The organism is Malaciobacter mytili LMG 24559 (genome assembly GCF_003346775.1).
In the GTDB taxonomy this organism is placed as follows: Bacteria; Campylobacterota; Campylobacteria; order Campylobacterales; family Arcobacteraceae; genus Malaciobacter; species Malaciobacter mytili.
Window position 1 is genome coordinate 51,638 of the sequence record NZ_CP031219.1, and the last position, 19,104, is coordinate 70,741.

A 19,104-nucleotide genomic window follows, 5' to 3' on the forward strand; every position below is an offset into this window, starting at 1 on the left:
ATAAAATGGATTTTAAAGCAGTTGCACAAGAGGTTTTAATAACTGAAGCAAAAGAGTTAGAGTTAGCTGCAAAAAATTTAGATGTTGATTTTGAAAAAATTGTTGAATTAATTGTTAATTCAAAGGGTAAACTTATTGTAACAGGAGTTGGAAAATCTGGACTTGTTGGAGCAAAAATAGCTGCAACATTAGCTAGTACAGGTACAAGCTCTTTTTTCTTGCATCCCACTGAGGCAATGCATGGAGATTTAGGTATGATAGGAAAAGAGGATATTGTACTTGGTATTTCTTATAGTGGAGAGAGTGAAGAATTAATACAAATTCTTCCTCATCTAAAAAGATTTGATATTCCTTTAATTGCTATGGCAAAATCAAAAACTTCTACGTTAGCAAAATATTCAGATTTTTTTATGGATATTAATGTATCAAAAGAGGCATGTCCTTTGGATACTGCCCCAACCTCTTCTACAACTTTAACTATGGCTATGGGTGATGCTTTAGCTGTATGTTTAATGAAAAAAAGAGAGTTTAAAAAAGAGGATTTTGCCTCTTTTCATCCAGGTGGAAGCTTAGGGAAAAAACTTTTTATTAAAGTGGATGATTTACTAAGAAAAGAGAATCTTCCTGTGGTTTCACGTGAAACAAAATTAAAAGATGCTATTGTAATTATGAGTCAAGGAAGACTAGGAAGTGTTATAATAATAGATGAAAATGAGAAAGTAATAGCACTTTTAAGTGATGGGGATTTAAGAAGAGCATTAATGCAAGATAATTTTACATTAGATTGTAATATTCTTGAAGTTGCTACTTTAAATCCAAAAGTTTTAAATGATAAAAATATATTAGCAAGTGATGCTTTACAAATTATCGAAGATTTTAAGATACAACTTTTAATAGTAGTTGATAACAATGAAAAACTAGTTGGGGTATTACATATTCATGATTTAATAGAAGCAGGAATAAAATAAGGAAAAATCATGGGAAATGAAAAAAATCAAAATATAGAATTAACAAGATTAAATAAATTTATCTCTCATAATAGTAATTATTCAAGAAGAGAAGCTGACAAGATTATTGAAAGTGGAAGAGTTACTATAGATGGAAAAGTTGTTACAGATTTAGCTACTAAAGTATCTGAAAATAATTTAGTAAAAATAGATAAAAAAGTAATAAAAGCTGATAAAGATAGAATGTATACAGTAATTGTATATAATAAACCAAAAGGTGAATTAGTTACTAAAAGTGATCCTCAAGGAAGAAGAACTATTTATGATTCATTAGATAAAAAATATAAGCATTTTTTACCTATTGGAAGATTAGATTATGCAAGTGAAGGTGTGATTTTATTATCAGATAGTGTAGAAGTAGTAAACTCTTTAATGCACTCAAGTTTAGAAAGAATTTATAAAATAAAAGTTGATGGAGAGATTACACATTTAGTAGAAGATGCTATGAGAGAAGGTATTGAGCTTGAAGATGCAACAGCTGGTGCCCATGAAAAATCAAAGATAAAATCAATGACTTTTGCACCTTTTTTAGCCTATCAAATATTAACAAATAACCATAATTTTTCAAAATTAAAAGTAGTAATTACAGAGGGTAAAAATAGAGAATTAAGAAGATTTTTCTCTCATTTTGGACTAAATGTTATGGATTTAAAAAGATTAGATTTTGGTGGAGTATCTTTAAATAATTTACCAACAGGTAAAAGTAGATACTTATCAAAAGATGAATATAAAAGTTTAAGAAACTATCTAACACAAAAATGATTGATTTATCAAATCAACTAAGACCAACAACTTTAGAAAGTTTTGTTGGTCAATCTCATATTATAGGTAAAGATAAGGCTTTATATAAACTACTAGTTAAAAAAGAGATCCCTCACCTATTCTTTTATGGAAAGCCAGGAACTGGAAAAACTACTTTAGCAAAGATTATTGCAAAATATATCAATAGTGATTACTACTATTTTAATGCCACTACTATAAAAGTTGAAGAGTTAAGAAAAGTTTTTGACAAATATAAAAACTCTTTAATTAAACCCATTGTTTTTATTGATGAAGTTCATAGATTATCAAAAAATCAGCAAGAAGTACTTCTTCCCATTATGGAAAATTATGATGCTATTATAATTGGAGCAAGTACAGAAAATCCATTTTTCACACTAACTTCTGCTATTAGGTCAAGGTCTTTTTTATATGAGTTTTTGCCACTTACAAAAGAAGAACTAAATATAATAATAAATAGTGCGATAAATAATAGTTCAATACAATTAGAACAAGAGGCAAGAGAGTATCTAATTGCTTCAAGTAGTGGTGATGCAAGGGCTATGCTAAATCTATTGAATTTTGCCTCTAAAATTGAAACTACAATAAGTTTTGAAACTTTAAAACAATTAAGAGTGAATATTATTGGAGATGGAGTAAGTTCTAGTGATACTCATTATGATTTAGCAAGTGCTATGATTAAATCTTTAAGAGGTTCTGATATTGATGCAGCTTTATACTATTTAGGAAGACTTATCAATGGAGGAGAAAGTGTAGATTTTATTACACGAAGATTGGTGATTTTTGCAAGTGAAGATATTGGTAATGCAAATCCAAATGCATTAAACTTAGCAGTTAGTACAATGCTTGCTTGCAATAAAATTGGCTATCCAGAAAGTAGAATAATGCTAGGACAATGTGTTATTTATCTAGCCTCTTCCCCAAAATCAAATAGCTCATATCTTGCTATTAATAAAGCATTAGCTGATATAAAAAATGGTAGAATTTTAGAGATACCAAAACATATAAATTCTTCACATTTAGGATACCTTTATCCTCACGATTTTGGAGGATGGATTAATCAAGAGTATTTAAAAGAGCCATTAAAGTATTATGAAACATCAAATATTGGTTTTGAGAAAACATTAAGTGAGTGGCTTTTAAAAATAAAAAATAAGGATAAATAGTGGAATATTATACTTGGATATTAACTTTTCATGTAATGGCTTTTATGTCTTGGATGGCAATGTTATTTTATCTTCCTAGACTTTTTGTATATCATGTGGAACATAAAGAGAAAAAAGAGTTTGTAGAAGTGGTAAAAATTCAAGAATATAAAATCTATAAATATATAGGTGCGCCAGCAATGTGGGCTACTATTGCAAGTGGAGCCTTGATGCTATTTTTAAATCCTGATATATTTAGAAGTGGTGTTTGGATGTATGCTAAATTAATTGTAATGATATTTTTAGTTGTTTATTCTTTTTCTTTAGAAAAATATAGAAAAGAGTTAGAAAATGATAATTATACAAAAACAGGTAAATTTTTTAGAATGTACAATGAAATTCCCACAATGTTATCTATTTTAATTGTAGGATATGTAATTACTAAAACATTTTCATTTTTATTTACAATAATTACAATTGCTTTATTTGCTTTTATAGGATATATGATAATGAAACCAAAAAAAGAAGTAAAATGAGTTTTGAAAAAGTTTATGTATTAGATACAAATATTTTACTTGAAGATGCAAAAAATATCTTTAAGTTAAGCGATGCAAATAAAAATCTTTTAGTTCTTCCTGAGACAGTTTTAGATGAAATTGATAGTAAAAAAAGTGGTTTTGATGAGATAAATTTTCAAGCAAGAGAGTTTGCAAGAATTTTAGAAAATTCAGAAATTATAAGTAATACAAAAGTTAATGATTTTAAAATTGTTCGATTAAATATTGTTGATAAATACTCTACTACAATAGATATAATTTCAAAAGAAGAGTATGTTATAAATAGTAAAAATGTTGCTTTAAATATAATTAATGATAGAAAAATATTAGAAGTGGCAAAATTTGCCCAAAGTCACTATGCTTTAGAAACAAATTTTTTATCTTTGGATATTATGGCTAGAACAAGAGCTATCTCTTTAGATATAAAAACAGACTCTTTATTAGGTTCAAATACTGATGAATTTAATTTTGAATTTATAAAAACTATTACTATTAAATTTGAACAGTTAGAAACGATAAATAATGCTTCAATTTTTGATTATGATAGTGAACATAAACCTTATAATTTTGCATATTGCTTTAAAGTAAAGGGTTCAGACCAAGTTTTATTAGCTTGTGTCCAAAATAAAAGAATCTCTATTTTAGATGAAGCTGAAATAAGAAATCAAACAATAACTCCTTTAAATAAAGAGCAGTTATTCTTCTCAAATGCCATTTTAAGTCACTATTTTAATGTTTTAATTATTGAAGCAAAAGCTGGAAGTGGTAAAACTCTTTTGGCTTTAAGTGGAGCTTTAAAACTAGTAAGACAAAAATTCTTTCAAAGAATTATATATATTAGAAACTCAATTGAATCACTTGATAAAGGTGAAGATATTGGTTATTTACCAGGTTATGAAGAGAAATTTAGGATTTATAACCACCCTTTAATGGATAGCTTAGATTATATTGTAAGAAGTGAACATAAAAGAAGAGCAAATAAAAAAGGTGGATTATATGAAGAGTTAGAAGATGCAGAAGTAACTTCTAGAGTAGATACTCTTATTCAAAATCATGGAATTGAAACTATGTGGGTTGGAGAAATGAGAGGAAGAACCCTTTCAAATGCCTTTGTAATAATAGATGAAGCTCAAAATATGTCAAATAAAACTATGCAAATGGTACTTTCAAGGATTGATAATAGCTGTAAGGTTGTTATTTTAGGAAGTAATAAACAAATAGATAATTTTTATGTTAATAAACATACAAATGCACTGACAACACTACTTAAATCAACTAAAGAAGCAAATGATTTAGTTAAACCATTTGCTATAAAATTAGAAAAAGTTTTAAGAGGTCCAATTACTGAATGGGCTGAGCAAATTTTTTCAAATGAAAAAAAGTAAATTCTACACTTTAAAATAAATTTAGCAATATTTAGATACCTTTACATAATATAATATGTAAAGGTATACACAATGAAAATAGTATTTTTAGATAGAGCAACACTTGGATTTGATATTAGTTTAGAGGGATTTAATAAATTTGGTGAAGTTGTAATATATGATGTTACAAAACCAAATGAAACACTAACTAGAGTACAAGATGCAGATATTGTTGTTACAAATAAAGTTGTAATCAATAAAGATATTATAGATAATTCTAAAATAAAACTTATTTGTATTGCTGCAACAGGAATGAATAATGTAGACCTAGAATACGCTAAAGTTAAAGGAATTGAAGTAAAAAATGTTGCAGGATATTCAACTGCTAGTGTAACACAACTTACATTTTCATATGTATTTTATTTTATTCAGAAATTAAACTACTATACTTCTTATGTAAATAAAGGCAATTGGCAAAAATCTGAAATTTTCACACATATTGACAAACCATTCTTTGAATTAGAAAACAAAAACTGGGGAATAATTGGTTTAGGAAATATTGGAGAGAATGTTGCAAAAATTGCAAAATCTTTTGGTTGTAATGTAAATTATTATTCAACTAGTGGTAATAATAAAAATACTAATTATAATCAAATGAGTTTAGAAGAATTACTTAAAACATCAGATATAGTTTCAGTTCATTGTCCTTTAAATAATCAAACACAAAATTTGTTAAATAAAACAAATTTAAATATGATGAAAAATGGTGCAATTTTAATGAATCTTGGAAGAGGTGGAATAATAAATGAAGAAGACCTTGCAACTATAATTGATAAAAAAGAGCTATATTGTGGTATTGATGTAGTATCAAAAGAACCTATTGAAGATAATTCACCATTATTAAAAGTAGAAAATAAAGACAGACTAGCATTAACACCACATATAGGTTGGGCATCGATAGAAGCAAGAAATAGACTAATAAATTCTATAATTAAAAACATAGAAAATTACATATTATAATATGTATTTAAATACAGATTGGAGTTAAAATGAATTATTTACAATATACTTCTAAAGAGATGTTCTCTTCAACAGAGTTAATTAGAAAAAGCAAAATGATTTTTGAACAATTAAATAATAAACACATAGAAAAAGCTATTATTTTAAGAGATGGAAAACCTAGTTTTATGCTTTTGGATTTTGAAATTTATGAAGAGATTATGGCTGATTATATGAAATTGAAAACACAACAAAAGCAACAATCTCAAAATAAAGTTAAAATTGATGAAATAAAGCAAGAAATAAAAGAAGAGGAAAAAGTTATACCAAAAGCTACAAATATTGAAGATATTGATGATAAACAGTTACAAAAGGCTTTAGAAGATATTGAAAATATCTCTTTTTCAACTGATTATAGTGATGAGGATTTTGATGAAGTTTATATTGAAGAAAAACCCATAGAAGAAGTAGAAAAACCTTTAAAAGAGTTTTGGGATTAAAATGACAGATATTCTTATTATTGGTTCAGGAGGAGCTGGTTTAACAGTAGCTTTAGAAGCGAAAAAACAAGGTTTAAAAGTAAAAGTTTTATCAAAAAACTACCCTACTTTCTCCCAAACTTGTCAAGCACAAGGTGGAATTAATGCAATTTTAAAAGAAGAAGAGTCTATAAAAGAGTTTATAGAAGATACTTATAGCTCTTCAAAAAAACTAGCTAATTTTGAGAATATAAAATATCTATGTGAAAACTCAAAAGAGAGTATTTTGTGGCTTAGTTCATTAGGAGTTCCTTTTTCCATAGATGAAGAAGGAAATATTGCCCAAAGAAAATTTGGAGGAACTACCAAAAAAAGAACTTGTTATAGTTCTGATTACACTGGCCTTAAAATTATTCATACTTTATATGATACTGCAATAAAAGAGAATATAGAGTTTTTAAATGAATATCTACTTTTAAATTTAATAGTTGAAAATAAAAAAGTAATAGGAATAACAGCTTTAAATATACAAACTTCAGAAGTTATACAAGAGTATGCAAAATGTGTTGTGTTAGCAACAGGAGGATATGCAGGACTTTATACTAACTTTACTACAAATTCTTACTCTTCTACAGGAGATGGTTTAAGTGCTGCTATTAGAGCTGGTGCTAAATTATCAAATATTGAGTTTGTACAATTTCACCCTACTGCTTTAAAAGGTGCAAATATACTAATTAGTGAAAGTGCAAGGGGTGAAGGTGGCTATTTAGTTGATAATGAAAATAAAAGATTTGTAGATGAATTAAAAACTAGAGATGAAGTAGCAAGGGCAATTTATGAAAAAGTTCAAAATGATGAAGAAGTTTTTTTAGATTTAAGACATTTAGATGAAAAAGTTTTAAATGAAGTAATTCCTCAAGAAAAAAGAGTTGCTAAAGAGTTTTTAAATATAGATATAAAAAAAGAACTTTTACCTATATCTCCTGCTGCTCATTATAGTATGGGAGGAATATTAACCAACAGTAAAGGAGAAACAACTTTAAGTAATCTTTTTGCTTGTGGAGAGTGTGCTCAAAGTGGAATACATGGTGCAAATAGATTAGGTGGTAACTCTTTATTAGAATTAATAACTTTTGGAAGAAAAGTTGCAAAAAATGCCATAGAAACAGCGTTAAAAGAAGAAACAAAAGAGTATAAAACTTCTAAACAATATCTAAATGATAAAGCTTTTATAAAAGAAGTGTATAACTTCCCAAATAGAATAAATTTTTATGATAGAAAAGAATTTATGGGTAAGATTCTTTTTAAAAATGTGGGGATATTTAGAACAGATTTAAATATGAAAGCAGTATTATCTAGCTTAAGACAATGGCAAAAAGAGTTCAATTTTATGGGAATTATGGATAAAAGTACATATTATAATAAAAACCTAGTAGAATTTATTGAATTTGGTAATATGCTTGAATTAGCAGAAGTTTTAGTTGTAAGTGCCATTAGTAGATGTGAAAGTAGAGGAAGTCATTATAGAATTGATTATCCAACGCAAAATAATTATTTTGAAAAAAACTCTATTGCTTATAAAATTGATGGAATTTTAGCTGTGGATTTTGAGGAAGTTAAATGAAGATAAGAATTGCAAGATATGATAAAAATAAAGAGCCAAAAGCTATAGTTTTTGAATATGAAGTATCTGAAGATAAAACTTTACTTGAAAATTTAAAAGAGATAAAAGAGAAAAAAGATGCTAGCTTAACTTTTAGATGTGGGTGTAGAAGTGGAGTTTGTGGCTCTTGTGCTATTAGAGTAAATGAAGTTGAAAGATTAGCTTGTAAAACAAAATTAAAGGAAAATGATTTAATACAACCTTTAAAAAATTATGAAGTAATAAGAGATTTAGTTGTTAATATTGATAAAAATAAACAGTTATTACAAAATTCAAATAGCTTTTTAGAAGAACTAAGTAGTCAAAAAGTTACTAAAGAAGATGAAAAACTAATACATAGACAAAGCAATTGTATTTTATGCCAAAGCTGTTATAGCTCTTGCCCTGTTTTAGAAGTAAATAAAGAGTTTAAAGGACCTTTTGTTTTAACAAGAGTTCTAAGATACCTAGATGATAAAAAAGAGGCTCAAAAGAGTAATAAAATAGCATTAATTCAAGAAAATGGAATTTGGGATTGTACATTATGTGGAAATTGCACTATGGTTTGTCCCGAGTTTATAGATTCAAAAAGTGATATTTTAAAACTTAGAATGATAGCTACACAAGCAGGTTATACAGATCCAAATTTTCAAAATTTTTCTATGGATTTTAATAGTGGATTTGACTCAAGTGGTGGTTTTAATCCAAATGGTTTCTAAGATTTCCCAAAGGAAATCTTAGATTATAAATTATCTTTAATATATTGATAATCTGAAATAATACTCCATTGTCTTATTTCTTTCATATACTCTTCTTGAGATTGAAAAATTTCTTTTAATAATGGTGATTTTGCTGCCATCTCATCTCTTAATTGTTTATTTGCTTTTTGAAGTATTTGTTTTACATCATCTGGAAAACTTTTAACTTTAATATCTGGAAACTCTTTTTTCATATTTTCCCAAGCTTTTGCATTCATATCATAATTTAAAATATACATATCATAAGCCGCAAGTCTAAAAGCCAATACCAATACTTCTTGAAGTCTTTTTGGAAGTTTCTCATATGCTCTTTTATTTACTATAAATTGTAACTCAGAAGCTGGCTCATGCCATCCTGTATAGTAATATTTAGCAATTTTATGAAATCCCATACTAATATCCATTGAGGGTCCTACCCATTCAAGTGCATCAATAGTATTTCTTTCAAAAGCAGTATAAAGCTCTCCTGGTGCAATATTTGTAACTAAAACACCAGCTTTTGCCATAACTTCACCTGCAAATCCTGGGATTCTCATCTTTAGACCTTCTAAATCTTTAGCTGATTTAATTTCACTTCTAAACCAACCACCCATTTGAACACCTGTATTTCCTCCAGGAAAAGATAGTACATTATGTTTTGCATAGGCTTTTTGCATAAGTTCTAATCCTCCACCATGATAAAACCACGCATATTGTTCAGGTGCAGTTAATCCAAAAGGCATTGAAGTAAAAGGTAAAAGTTCTATATCTTTACCTTTCCAATAATATGAAGCAGAGTGTCCTATATCATATTGCCCTGCTTTTACCATATCTAAAATACCAAGTGGTGATTTATGTTTTGTTGCATCATCAACTCTAATTTGAAGTTGTCCATTTGACATAACTTTTGCAAGTTCTGCCATTTTAATAGAAGTATCTATTAAAGGGCTTGCTGTTTTACCCCAAGTTGTACCCATTTTTAGTTTATACACTTTATCTTGTGCATAAACAGCCATACTCATAGCAATAATTAAAACAGAAATAACGCCTAATTTGCTAATTAAATTTTTCATTTTTCTCCCTTTTAAATGATTATTTTAAAATACACTCTTTTAAGCTTTTTTCTTTTTCCCAACCAAGTGTTTTTAGTTCAGGCTCTTCTAAAAACTCTTTTGTGTATCCAATACATAAGTAACCAATAAGCTTATATTCTTTTGGAACCTCTAAGATTTTTTTTATTTTCTTAGGTTTTATAATAGATACCCAACCAAGACCTATATTTAAAGCTCTTGCCGTTAGCCACATATTACAAATAGCACAAACCACTGAGTATTCACCACTTCTTTTCATATAGGTTTGTCCAAGTATCTCTTTTTTATCATTTTTATAAAAAACTGCTATATTTATATAAGATTCTTTTATGCCTTCAAGTTTTAAAGTTTTATATAAAGGTCTATCTTCAAACTTCTTTTTACTTTTTTCATAGCTTTTTTTAAAGTGGTTATATATCTCTTGTTTTTTGGTATCTTCTTTTATAAGTTTAAATCTCCAAGGCTGAGAATAGCCCACAGAAGGAGCTTTTAAAGCAGATTCTAAAATAATCTTTAGTTTTTTATTAGAAACCTTTTTATTTATAAAATTATTGCCCCTTACATCTCTTCTTGAGCCAATAATGCTACTTAAGGTTTCTAAATCTTTATTTGAAAAATTTTTCATTATACTTTTAGAGTTTTTAGTTTTCCAAGTAAAAAAGCCTCAACGATTTCATCAATACTTTTTTGTGTTGGCGCTTCTAAAACTGATATATTTTTTTGTTTAAAATCCCATAAATAGTCAGTTTCATTTATAATTACAGCATAATCAATCCAGCAGTTAGATTCTTTTTTGTCTTTAAAAAATTCACAATTTACTATTTGACCTTCATCTAGTTCTACATATGCCCAATATGAAAGATCTTCAATTGCACAAATAATTGCTTCATGTCTTTTATTACAATCAACAGGAATTAAGATATTCATTTTTCCCCTCGCTTTTTTAGCTTGTGAAATAATATCTAATATTGATTTAAACTATAAGTAATAGAAAAAATTTTTCTATAAGTATTCTTTATCAAACCATTTTGAAAAGATATAAATTGACCAAAGATGTTGTTTAAATTTTCTTGATTTTGCTAAATGATAAATCTCTTTTAAATAGTTTTCATTAAAAAGATTTGATTGCTTATTTACTCTTAAAATTAAAGCTAAGATTTCATCTTTATATTCAGCTTGAATCCACTCATTAAAAGGTGAATTAAAACCTTTTTTTGTTCTATTTATTATCTCTTTTGGAATATATTTTGAAGCTATTTTTTTTAATAAATATTTATTAGTATTTCCCACTTTTATATCTGATTGTACACTAAACATATAATTTACTAAATTATAGTCTAAAAAGGGTGTTCTAACCTCTAAAGAATTTGCCATAGAGATTCTATCAACTTTACTTAATAACCCCTCCCCTAACCAAATCTTTAGGTCAATATAACTCATCCAATCAACCGGGTCTTTTTTAGCAGTTTCACTTTTAAATGTGGGAACTTTTTTAAAGAGTTTTTTCTTTTGAATTGAAGTAAAAACTTCTGCAAAACTATTATATAAATTCTCTTTTTTTATAATTCTTCTTAAATATTCACTCTCTTTGGTATTATTTTGTAAAGCAATAATTATTGAATCTAAAAATTGTGTTTGCGAAGTTGATAAAGTTTTTTCAAACTCATAATATTTTAAAAATTTAGCATAATTATCATAACCTAAAAATATCTCATCACTGCCCTCTCCACTTAGTACAGTTTTTATTCCCATATCTTTTATTTTTTTTGTTAAAAGGTATAGAGGAATTGCTGCACTATCTGCATGGGGTTCTTCTAAAGCCTCTAAAGTGCTTTCAAAAGCATTAATAAAATCCTTTTGATTAATTACTAAGGGATGATGATTTGAGCCTATATGCTTTGCTGTAATTTCTGCATAGTTTAACTCACTATAATTTTCATACTCCTCATAACCTACACTAAAAGTATTAATCTTTTTACCTGAAATTTTAGTATAAAGTGCAGAAATAAGTGAACTATCTATTCCTCCACTTAATAAACTTGCAACTTCAACATCAGAAGTTAATCTTTTTTCTACACTATTAAAAAGTAGCTTTTCAATATCTTCTAATGCCCTACTTTCCTCTTTGATTTTTTTATAGGTATTAATTTTATAGTATTTTTTTATATGTATTTGATTTTTTTCTAAAGTTAAAAAAGAGGCTGCTTCAAGCTTTTTTATTCCATTATAAAAAGTATTTTCCCCTAAACTTACAAAGTATTGCATATATTGAGAAAGTGCAACTTTATTTAATGAAGGTTTTTTTTCTAATAATGCTAAAATTGATCTAAGAGAAGAAGAAAAAATAAACTTACTATTTTCATAATAGTAAAAAAATGGTTTTTTCCCATACCTATCCCTAGCACAAAAAAAACTATCTTTTTTTATATCATAAATACAAAAACTAAACATTCCATTTAAATAGTTTAAAAACTCCTTATCATACTTTTGATAAAGTCTTATAAGCACTTCAGTATCAGATTTTGTTTTACAGTGTAAATTATGCTCTTTAATTAACTCTTGATAATTATATATCTCTCCATTAAATACTATTAAAATCTCATCAAAAACCATAGGTTGATTTGCTTCATTATCTAAATCAATTATAGATAATCTAGTATGGCAAAAAGTATTTTTATTTATGGTTTTAATTTCTTGAAAATCAGGTCCCCTATTTTCAATATATTTTAAAGCATGGCTAAAATTATTATGTAAAAAATTGCCACCTAAAATACCACACATTAATACTCTCCTATAAAATATTTAATAAGTTCTAAATAAAAATAAAGTAGAAGCGTAAATTTTAAAGTAGAAATTAGTACTGATGCTGTTACATCATAAGGTTTGCAACTATATAAAGCTGCTAGATTTACATTATTTACTGCAAGTGGAACCATTAATTGCATTACTAAAATAGAACTAACATAAACATTTAAATCACTTAAAATTACAAAATAAATACCAACTATGGGAAGGATTATTTGCTTTACCGTTGAGATACTAAATGATAGCTTCCAATTCATTGTTCTTACTTTTACTTCACTTAAATACACACCAAAAATAATAAGTTGTAAAACCATAGCTGCATAAGCACCCATTTCTAAAACTCTTGTTATTTCTTTACTTAATTCAATAGAATTATAATTAATACAAATAGCAAAAGCTGCCACCCAAAGACCAGGAAGTTTAAAAATAGTAGTAATTGCCTCTTTTAAACTAAATTGCTCTTTAGCAAAGAAATATACACTAAAAATATAAATAAAAAACATATTGGCAATATTAATAATACTTGTATAAGGAACAGATTGCTCACCAAATAAGGCTATGCCTAAGGGTACACCAATATTCCCCGTATTTCCCACTAAAGAAACTGCTAAAAAGATAGTTCTATCTTTGCTATCACTAAAAATTTTTTTTGAAATAATAATTAAAATAAATAAAACAGTAAAAATTGCATAAAAATAAATTACAGGAGACATAATAAATCCATAATCTATTGGTGCTTTTGTTAATCCCCAAAATATTAAAATAGGTTGAAGAAAATAAAAAGATAAAATTACATAACTTTTTTCATCAATCTTTTCTTTAAAAATTTTTTTTACAATTAATCCTATAAGAATAAAGAAATAAACAGGAAGTACAGAAAATAATGTTTCGATTGAATAGCCTTTTTTAATTATTAATAGAAGAAAATTTTATCATAAAATAATATAATCTTCGTTATATTTTTAAAATGATAAATAATTTAAGAAAACTTAACATTTTGTATGTTGAAGATGATGATTTCATAAGAGAACATACTACCTTGCTATTAAAAACAATTTTTAAAGATGTATATACAGCTAAAGATGGTAAAGATGGAATTCTTGCATATAAGCAGCATTATAAAGAAGTAGATGCAATAATTACAGATATTAATATGCCATATTTATCTGGACTTGAAATGGCAAAAAAAATAAATGCCAATTGTAAATTAAAAAGACCTATTATTGCTGTTTCTGCTTATGATTGTGATGATTATGGAATTACAGAAATAAGTGAAAACTTTTCACATTATTTAAGAAAGCCTATACAAATTAAAGATTTAATAAAAAGTATTGATAAGGCAATAAAAGGCGAGGTCGGAGATTATTGTAAATAATCTACGACATAATACCTTTTATCATAAAGAAAATAGAAGCAGATAAAAATGCAGCTGCTGGAACAGTAATAATCCAAGCTGCAACTATTTTTTTAATTGCATCTCTTTTTACATATTTAACTCTTTTTTTAGCTTTAAAGTCTCTTTTATCTTTTTTAACTTGTTCAACTTTTTCATCAATTAACTTATAAAGTTCAACAATTCTTACATAATCAGATTTACTTTTATTATTGTCTTTTTCAATTTTATAAAGTTCATCTTCATATTTTTCTAAAATCTTTTTATCTCTTTTAAATTTTTTTCTAATATCACTTAAGATTTTAGACTCACTTGAATCAAGATATTCCCTTAAGAACCCTACTCCAAAAACTCCCCCAACTGCAATATGAGTTGAAGATACAGGCAGTCCTAATTGACTTGCAATTATAACAGTAACAGCAGCTGCCATTGCAATAGAATAAGCTCTTACTTGATCAAGTTCAGTAATTTCAGAACCAACAGTTTTAATTAATCTTGGTCCATATAAAGCAAGACCAATGGCAATACCAGCAGCACCAACTAGCATAACCCAAAGAGGAATACCAACTTTAGTTGCAATTTCATTATTCATAACAGCATCATTAATAGCAGCTAAAGGTCCAATTGCATTTGCAACATCATTTGCTCCATGTGCAAACGATAAAAGTGCAGCAGCAAAAATAAGTGGTATTGTAAATAGTGAGTTTATACCTGCTCTTGTATTTCCTATTTTTACAGAAGCTTTAATAATTAGGGGTTTTACAAAGAAAAATACTCCTATAGAGATAATTAAACCAATAATTAAAGCAGTAAAAAAATCCAATTTAATTAGATGCTTTACCCCTTTTAAAATAAGGTATGTAGAAAAGGCCCAAGACATAAAAGCAATTAAATATGGAACAAAGATTTTAGCGGCTTCTACCATATCTTTTTTAAACATTATATTTTTTTTAATAAAAAATAAAAATCCTGCTGCAATAACTCCCCCTAGAATTGGTGAGATTACCCAAGAAGCAGCAATTTTACCCATTGTTCCCCAAGATACAATTGAAAAACCTGCGGCTGCAATTCCAGCACCCATTACTCCACCTACAATTGAGTGAGTAGTTGAAACAGGAGCTCCAATAGAAGTAGCAAAGTTTAGCCATAATGCTGCTGATAAAAGTGCAGCTGTCATTGCCCAAATAAATATTTCAGGGTCAGAAATTAAAGCTGGATCAATAATTCCTTTTTTGATTGTTTTAACAACATCTCCACCTGCAATTAATGCCCCAGCTGCTTCAAATACTGCTGCAATTACTATTGCCCAAAACATTGTAATTGCTTTAGACCCAACAGCAGGTCCCACATTATTTGCAACATCATTAGCACCAATATTCATAGCCATATAAGCTCCAAATACTGCACCAATGATTAAAAATGAGTTGTTAGGAACATTACCATGAGAGGTGTAGCTCCATAAAAATACTAAAACTATAAATAAAAGTCCTAGTGAAAGTTTGGCAAAGCTTGGTAAGACTGAATCTACGGCTTTATCCATTTTTTTAATTGTTTCAAAGTCCAAAGTAACCCTTTTTTTGTAACCATTTTGTAATTTAAGTAAATTATTATTTTAGTGGATAATTGTTTATAGAAACTTTAATAAAGCTTAAACTTTATATTGATAAACTACTTAAAATATTTAATATCTCTATATAATGTTCTTAAAAAAATCTTCTTTTTTTTCAAAATTCTTTTAATTTAAAATAATTTTTTAATGACTTTATAAGATTTTATATGTACAATAGTTATAAAATATAGACAATGGGAGTAGAAATATGTTAAGCATAAGAATTTTAACAAAAAATGATATTCCAAAAATAGATAAAATGAAACAAGATTTCAATATCTTTAGAGTAGTTGATACAAAAAAAGGAAAACTTGAAATGGTTGAATTTTTTAATAAAGATGGAGTATTTAGAGGTTTTGGTAGAGATACTAAAGCTGCTTATAAAAAAGCAAAGAGAGCGGTTAAAAAATATTATAAAGAAGTAAGTGAATAAATTCACTTACTTATATATTATGAAGATCTTCTTCTTCTATTTGAAGAAGGTTTTCCAGATGAACTTTTTGAGTTTGAAGATGAATCTCTTCTTGAAGAGTTACTTCTTCTATTATTGAAGTTTCTAGAACCTCCTCTTCTTCCACCTCTTGATCTATCATCTCTATCACTTTTAGAAGAATTTTCAATAAGTTTTAAAATATCTTTTTCAGATTTTCCAATGTTATTGTTTCCTTTTACATAAGTAGAGCTTGATAAAATAGAAGCTAATTTAAAAGCAATTGTAGAAATATCATAACTCTCTTTTAAATCTTCTACGATTTTTAATGCAGCATCATGAACTTCTTGTTCTTTAATTTTTTCAATTAAAGAGTTAGTTTTTTTATCTTTAACTAACTTAATAGTAGGAATTGTTTTTGCTTCAAGTTTTCCACCTGTAGTTTTTTGAATTTTTTGTATCATTCTAAACTCATGTGGAGTAACAATTGAAACAGCAACACCTTCTTTACCTGCTCTTCCTGTTCTTCCAATTCTATGAACATAACTTTCAGAATCAAATGGTAAATGATAGTTAAATACGTGTGTTACATCATTAACATCTAATCCTCTTGCTGCAACATCTGTTGCAATAAGAATTTCTAATTTACCTTTTTTAAAGGCATTAATAGCCTCTTCTCTTTGTCTTTGCTCCATATCACCATGAAGACCTTTTGCACTAAAACCTTGAGATACTAAAAATGTAGAAAGTCTATCTACTTCTTTTTTTGTTCTACAAAAGATAATTGATTTTTCTGGGTTTTTAAAATCATATAATCTAATAAGAGCATCATCTCTTTCATACTCATCAACAACATAAAATGTTTGAGTAATTTTAGAATTTGTAATCTCACTTTGTGTAATTGTGATAAATTCTGGTTCATTTAAAATAGATTTCGCAAGTTGCTTAATAGCATTTGGCATTGTTGCAGAAAATAGTAAAGTTTGTCTTTTTTCTGGTAGAAATGTAAAGATTTCTTTAATATCATCTAAAAATCCCATATCAAGCATTTCATCAGCTTCATCTAATACTACGAAACTTGGGTTAATACTTATTTTTTTATCCCTTAAAAGATCTAAGAATCTTCCTGGTGTTGCTATTAAAATAGAAGCATTTTCAATATGCTTTAATTGTCTAGAATATGATTGTCCACCATATACTGTTGCAGTATTTATATTTAAATTTTTCCCAAATTTATATAATTCATCAGATACTTGCATTGCAAGCTCTCTTGTAGGAACAATAACAACTGCTTCTACTTCTTTGTTACACTTCATCATATTTAAAATTGGAAGACCAAATGCAGCAGTTTTTCCTGTACCTGTATGTGCTTGTCCTACAATATCTTTACCTTGTAAAATTACTGGAATTGCATCTTGTTGAATTGGACTTGGCTCTTTAAATCCCGCTTCGTCAATTGATTTTTGTAAATTTTGTTTGAAATCGAACTCTTTAAAAGTCACTTTTTACCTTCGTATATTTGAATTTAAAATACACTTTATATAACTTTTTTGTTCATCTTAGAAAATTTAATGATAAATAATTGAGCGCCAATAATTTAAAATCTTTGAGTTGAAATTCAAAGTAAAAATAGGTATATAACTGTGTATAATTGGGCGGAGTATATCTAAATTTAGATAAATTTAAGCTTTAGGGCTTGAATTGATTTTCAAGCCCAAGTTTTAACCTTTGTAGTTTTCTAAATATTTTGTATCGTATTTATTTTCTATAAAGTCTTTATTTTCCATCATTTTTTTATGAAAAGGAATAGTAGTTTTAATTCCTTCTACTTCAAACTCATTTAAAGCTCTTTTCATAATATTGATAGCTTTATTTCTATCTCTTCCCCAAACGATTAGTTTTCCAATCATTGAGTCATAATAAGGAGGTACAATATATCCTGCATAAACATGAGAATCAACTCTTACATTTCTTCCACCTGGAACCATCCATTGTTTAACTGCTCCTGGACAAGGTAAAAATGAAACTGGATCTTCAGCTGTAATTCTACACTCAATAGCATGCCCTCTAAATTTAATACTTTCTTGAGGAGGTAATTTTTCACCTTCTGCTACTTTTATCATAAGTTCAATAATATCAATTCCTGATACCATTTCTGATACTGGGTGTTCAACTTGAAGCCTTGTATTCATCTCCATAAAGTAGAAGTTCTGTTTATCATCTGCTAAGAACTCAAATGTTCCTGCACCTTCATAATTTAAGTATTTAGTTGCTTTAACTGCAACATCAAGAAGTTGTTGTCTTGTCTCTTCGTTTAATAAAATTGCAGGTGATTCTTCAATCACTTTTTGATGTCTTCTTTGTAAAGAACAGTCTCTTTCCCCAATATGAATAGCATTTCCATAAGAATCACCAACAACTTGAACTTCAATATGTCTAGGATTGTTGATAAATCTTTCTAAGTACATAGTACCATCACCAAATGCTGCTAAAGCTTCAGAAGATGCTGCCATAAATAATTGGTCAAACTCAGACTCATTTTTAATAAGTCTCATTCCTCTTCCACCACCACCAGCAGCAGCTTTAGCCATAATTGGATACCCAATTTCTTTAGCTGTTTTTTTTGCTTCTTCTAGTGAGTGAACAGCTCCTTCACTTCCTGGAACAACTGGAACACCAGCTTTTACCATTTCAGATTTTGCTTTAGATTTATCAGCCATTTTTTCCATTACTTCAACAGAAGGCCCAATAAATTTAATTCCATGTAATCTACAAATTTCTACAAAATCTTGATTCTCAGATAAAAATCCATATCCTGGAAAAATTGCATCACATCCTGTCATTTCAGCAGCAGTGATAATTGCTGGAATATTTAAATACGATTCAGATGATTTAGCACCACCAATACATACTGCTTCATCAGCATGTTTTAAATATGAAGCGTTTTTATCCCCAGCACTATATATAGCTACTGATTTTTTTCCCATTTCCCTAATTGTTCTAATAGCTCTTTGAACAATTTCGCCTCTATTAGCTATTAAAATTTTCTTGATTTCAGCCATACGA

The 19,104-nt window shown here is 27.6% G+C and carries 19 protein-coding genes; 11 read left to right on the plus strand and 8 right to left on the minus strand.

The features are described from left to right. Nucleotides 1-5: 5 nt before the first annotated feature. The 9 genes from AMYT_RS00275 to AMYT_RS00315 all read left to right on the plus strand — a co-directional run bounded on the left by AMYT_RS00275 (nt 6) and on the right by AMYT_RS00315 (nt 8,692). Nucleotides 6-968, plus strand: coding sequence for a KpsF/GutQ family sugar-phosphate isomerase (locus tag AMYT_RS00275; protein ID WP_114840580.1), 963 nt, complete (start codon nt 6-8; stop codon nt 966-968). A 9-nt stretch (nt 969-977) separates the two neighbouring features. Continuing rightward, entirely contained in the window at nt 978-1,769 is a 792-nt protein-coding gene (locus AMYT_RS00280) for a pseudouridine synthase (RefSeq protein WP_114840581.1), read from the plus strand. Continuing rightward, nucleotides 1,766-2,953, plus strand: a complete 1,188-nt coding sequence (locus AMYT_RS00285) for a replication-associated recombination protein A (RefSeq protein ID WP_114840582.1) — start codon at nt 1,766-1,768, stop codon at nt 2,951-2,953. Before AMYT_RS00280 ends, AMYT_RS00285 begins: the two co-directional genes overlap by 4 nt. Further along, nucleotides 2,953-3,468 (plus strand): protoporphyrinogen oxidase HemJ, encoded by a 516-nt coding sequence (gene hemJ / locus AMYT_RS00290; protein ID WP_114840583.1) that lies wholly within the window; start codon nt 2,953-2,955, stop codon nt 3,466-3,468. Before AMYT_RS00285 ends, hemJ begins: the two co-directional genes overlap by 1 nt. Further along, nucleotides 3,465-4,874, plus strand: a complete 1,410-nt coding sequence (locus AMYT_RS00295; protein WP_114840584.1) for a PhoH family protein — start codon at nt 3,465-3,467, stop codon at nt 4,872-4,874. Before hemJ ends, AMYT_RS00295 begins: the two co-directional genes overlap by 4 nt. A 72-nt stretch (nt 4,875-4,946) precedes the next feature. After that, nucleotides 4,947-5,873 carry a D-2-hydroxyacid dehydrogenase gene (locus AMYT_RS00300; protein WP_114840585.1) on the plus strand — a complete coding sequence of 309 codons (927 nt, stop codon included), beginning with the start codon at nt 4,947-4,949 and terminating at the stop codon, nt 5,871-5,873. A 29-nt stretch (nt 5,874-5,902) separates the two neighbouring features. Then, entirely contained in the window at nt 5,903-6,352 is a 450-nt protein-coding gene (locus AMYT_RS00305) for a hypothetical protein (protein WP_191287674.1), read from the plus strand. Nucleotide 6,353: 1 nt separating this feature from the next. Then, entirely contained in the window at nt 6,354-7,955 is a 1,602-nt protein-coding gene (locus tag AMYT_RS00310) for an FAD-dependent oxidoreductase (RefSeq protein WP_114840586.1), read from the plus strand. Further along, nucleotides 7,952-8,692, plus strand: coding sequence for a succinate dehydrogenase/fumarate reductase iron-sulfur subunit (locus AMYT_RS00315; protein ID WP_114840587.1), 741 nt, complete (start codon nt 7,952-7,954; stop codon nt 8,690-8,692). Before AMYT_RS00310 ends, AMYT_RS00315 begins: the two co-directional genes overlap by 4 nt. A 23-nt stretch (nt 8,693-8,715) precedes the next feature. Here the strand turns inward: AMYT_RS00315 and AMYT_RS00320 are convergent, their stop codons facing one another. From AMYT_RS00320 to AMYT_RS00340, 5 genes are all read right to left on the minus strand, one after another. Further along, on the minus strand, nt 8,716-9,783 hold the full coding sequence (locus AMYT_RS00320) for a TRAP transporter substrate-binding protein (RefSeq protein WP_114840588.1): 1,068 nt from the start codon (nt 9,781-9,783) through the stop codon (nt 8,716-8,718). Between the two features lie 19 nt (nt 9,784-9,802). Then, nucleotides 9,803-10,426: a 5,6-dimethylbenzimidazole synthase gene (gene bluB / locus AMYT_RS00325; RefSeq protein ID WP_114840589.1), complete on the minus strand. Its 624-nt coding sequence runs from the start codon at nt 10,424-10,426 to the stop codon at nt 9,803-9,805. Continuing rightward, nucleotides 10,426-10,728 carry a hypothetical protein gene (locus AMYT_RS00330; RefSeq protein WP_114840590.1) on the minus strand — a complete coding sequence of 101 codons (303 nt, stop codon included), beginning with the start codon at nt 10,726-10,728 and terminating at the stop codon, nt 10,426-10,428. Before AMYT_RS00330 ends, bluB begins: the two co-directional genes overlap by 1 nt. A 75-nt stretch (nt 10,729-10,803) precedes the next feature. Continuing rightward, nucleotides 10,804-12,582, minus strand: a complete 1,779-nt coding sequence (asnB, locus tag AMYT_RS00335; RefSeq protein WP_114840591.1) for an asparagine synthase (glutamine-hydrolyzing) — start codon at nt 12,580-12,582, stop codon at nt 10,804-10,806. Continuing rightward, nucleotides 12,582-13,520: an AEC family transporter gene (locus tag AMYT_RS00340; protein ID WP_322934326.1), complete on the minus strand. Its 939-nt coding sequence runs from the start codon at nt 13,518-13,520 to the stop codon at nt 12,582-12,584. Before AMYT_RS00340 ends, asnB begins: the two co-directional genes overlap by 1 nt. A 53-nt stretch (nt 13,521-13,573) precedes the next feature. Between AMYT_RS00340 and AMYT_RS00345 the strand changes: the two genes are divergently transcribed. Then, on the plus strand, nt 13,574-13,981 hold the full coding sequence (locus AMYT_RS00345; RefSeq protein ID WP_114840593.1) for a response regulator: 408 nt from the start codon (nt 13,574-13,576) through the stop codon (nt 13,979-13,981). A gap of 1 nt (nt 13,982) precedes the next feature. On the opposite strand, the gene AMYT_RS00350 is transcribed toward AMYT_RS00345, so the two are convergent. Beyond that, nucleotides 13,983-15,563, minus strand: coding sequence for an inorganic phosphate transporter (locus AMYT_RS00350; RefSeq protein ID WP_228197872.1), 1,581 nt, complete (start codon nt 15,561-15,563; stop codon nt 13,983-13,985). A gap of 253 nt (nt 15,564-15,816) precedes the next feature. Here AMYT_RS00350 and AMYT_RS00355 point away from each other — a divergent pair, with 253 nt between their 5' ends. Further along, complete coding sequence (locus AMYT_RS00355; RefSeq protein ID WP_114840594.1) at nt 15,817-16,041, plus strand: hypothetical protein; 225 nt, start codon at nt 15,817-15,819, stop codon at nt 16,039-16,041. A gap of 17 nt (nt 16,042-16,058) precedes the next feature. On the opposite strand, the gene AMYT_RS00360 is transcribed toward AMYT_RS00355, so the two are convergent. Both AMYT_RS00360 and AMYT_RS00365 read right to left on the minus strand, forming a co-directional pair. Then, on the minus strand, nt 16,059-17,540 hold the full coding sequence (locus tag AMYT_RS00360) for a DEAD/DEAH box helicase (protein ID WP_114840595.1): 1,482 nt from the start codon (nt 17,538-17,540) through the stop codon (nt 16,059-16,061). 219 nt (nt 17,541-17,759) lie between these two features. Then, the gene (locus AMYT_RS00365) at nt 17,760-19,100 is read right to left on the minus strand and encodes an acetyl-CoA carboxylase biotin carboxylase subunit (RefSeq protein WP_114840596.1); all 1,341 of its coding nucleotides are present in this window, start codon (nt 19,098-19,100) and stop codon (nt 17,760-17,762) included. Nucleotides 19,101-19,104 lie beyond the last annotated feature (4 nt).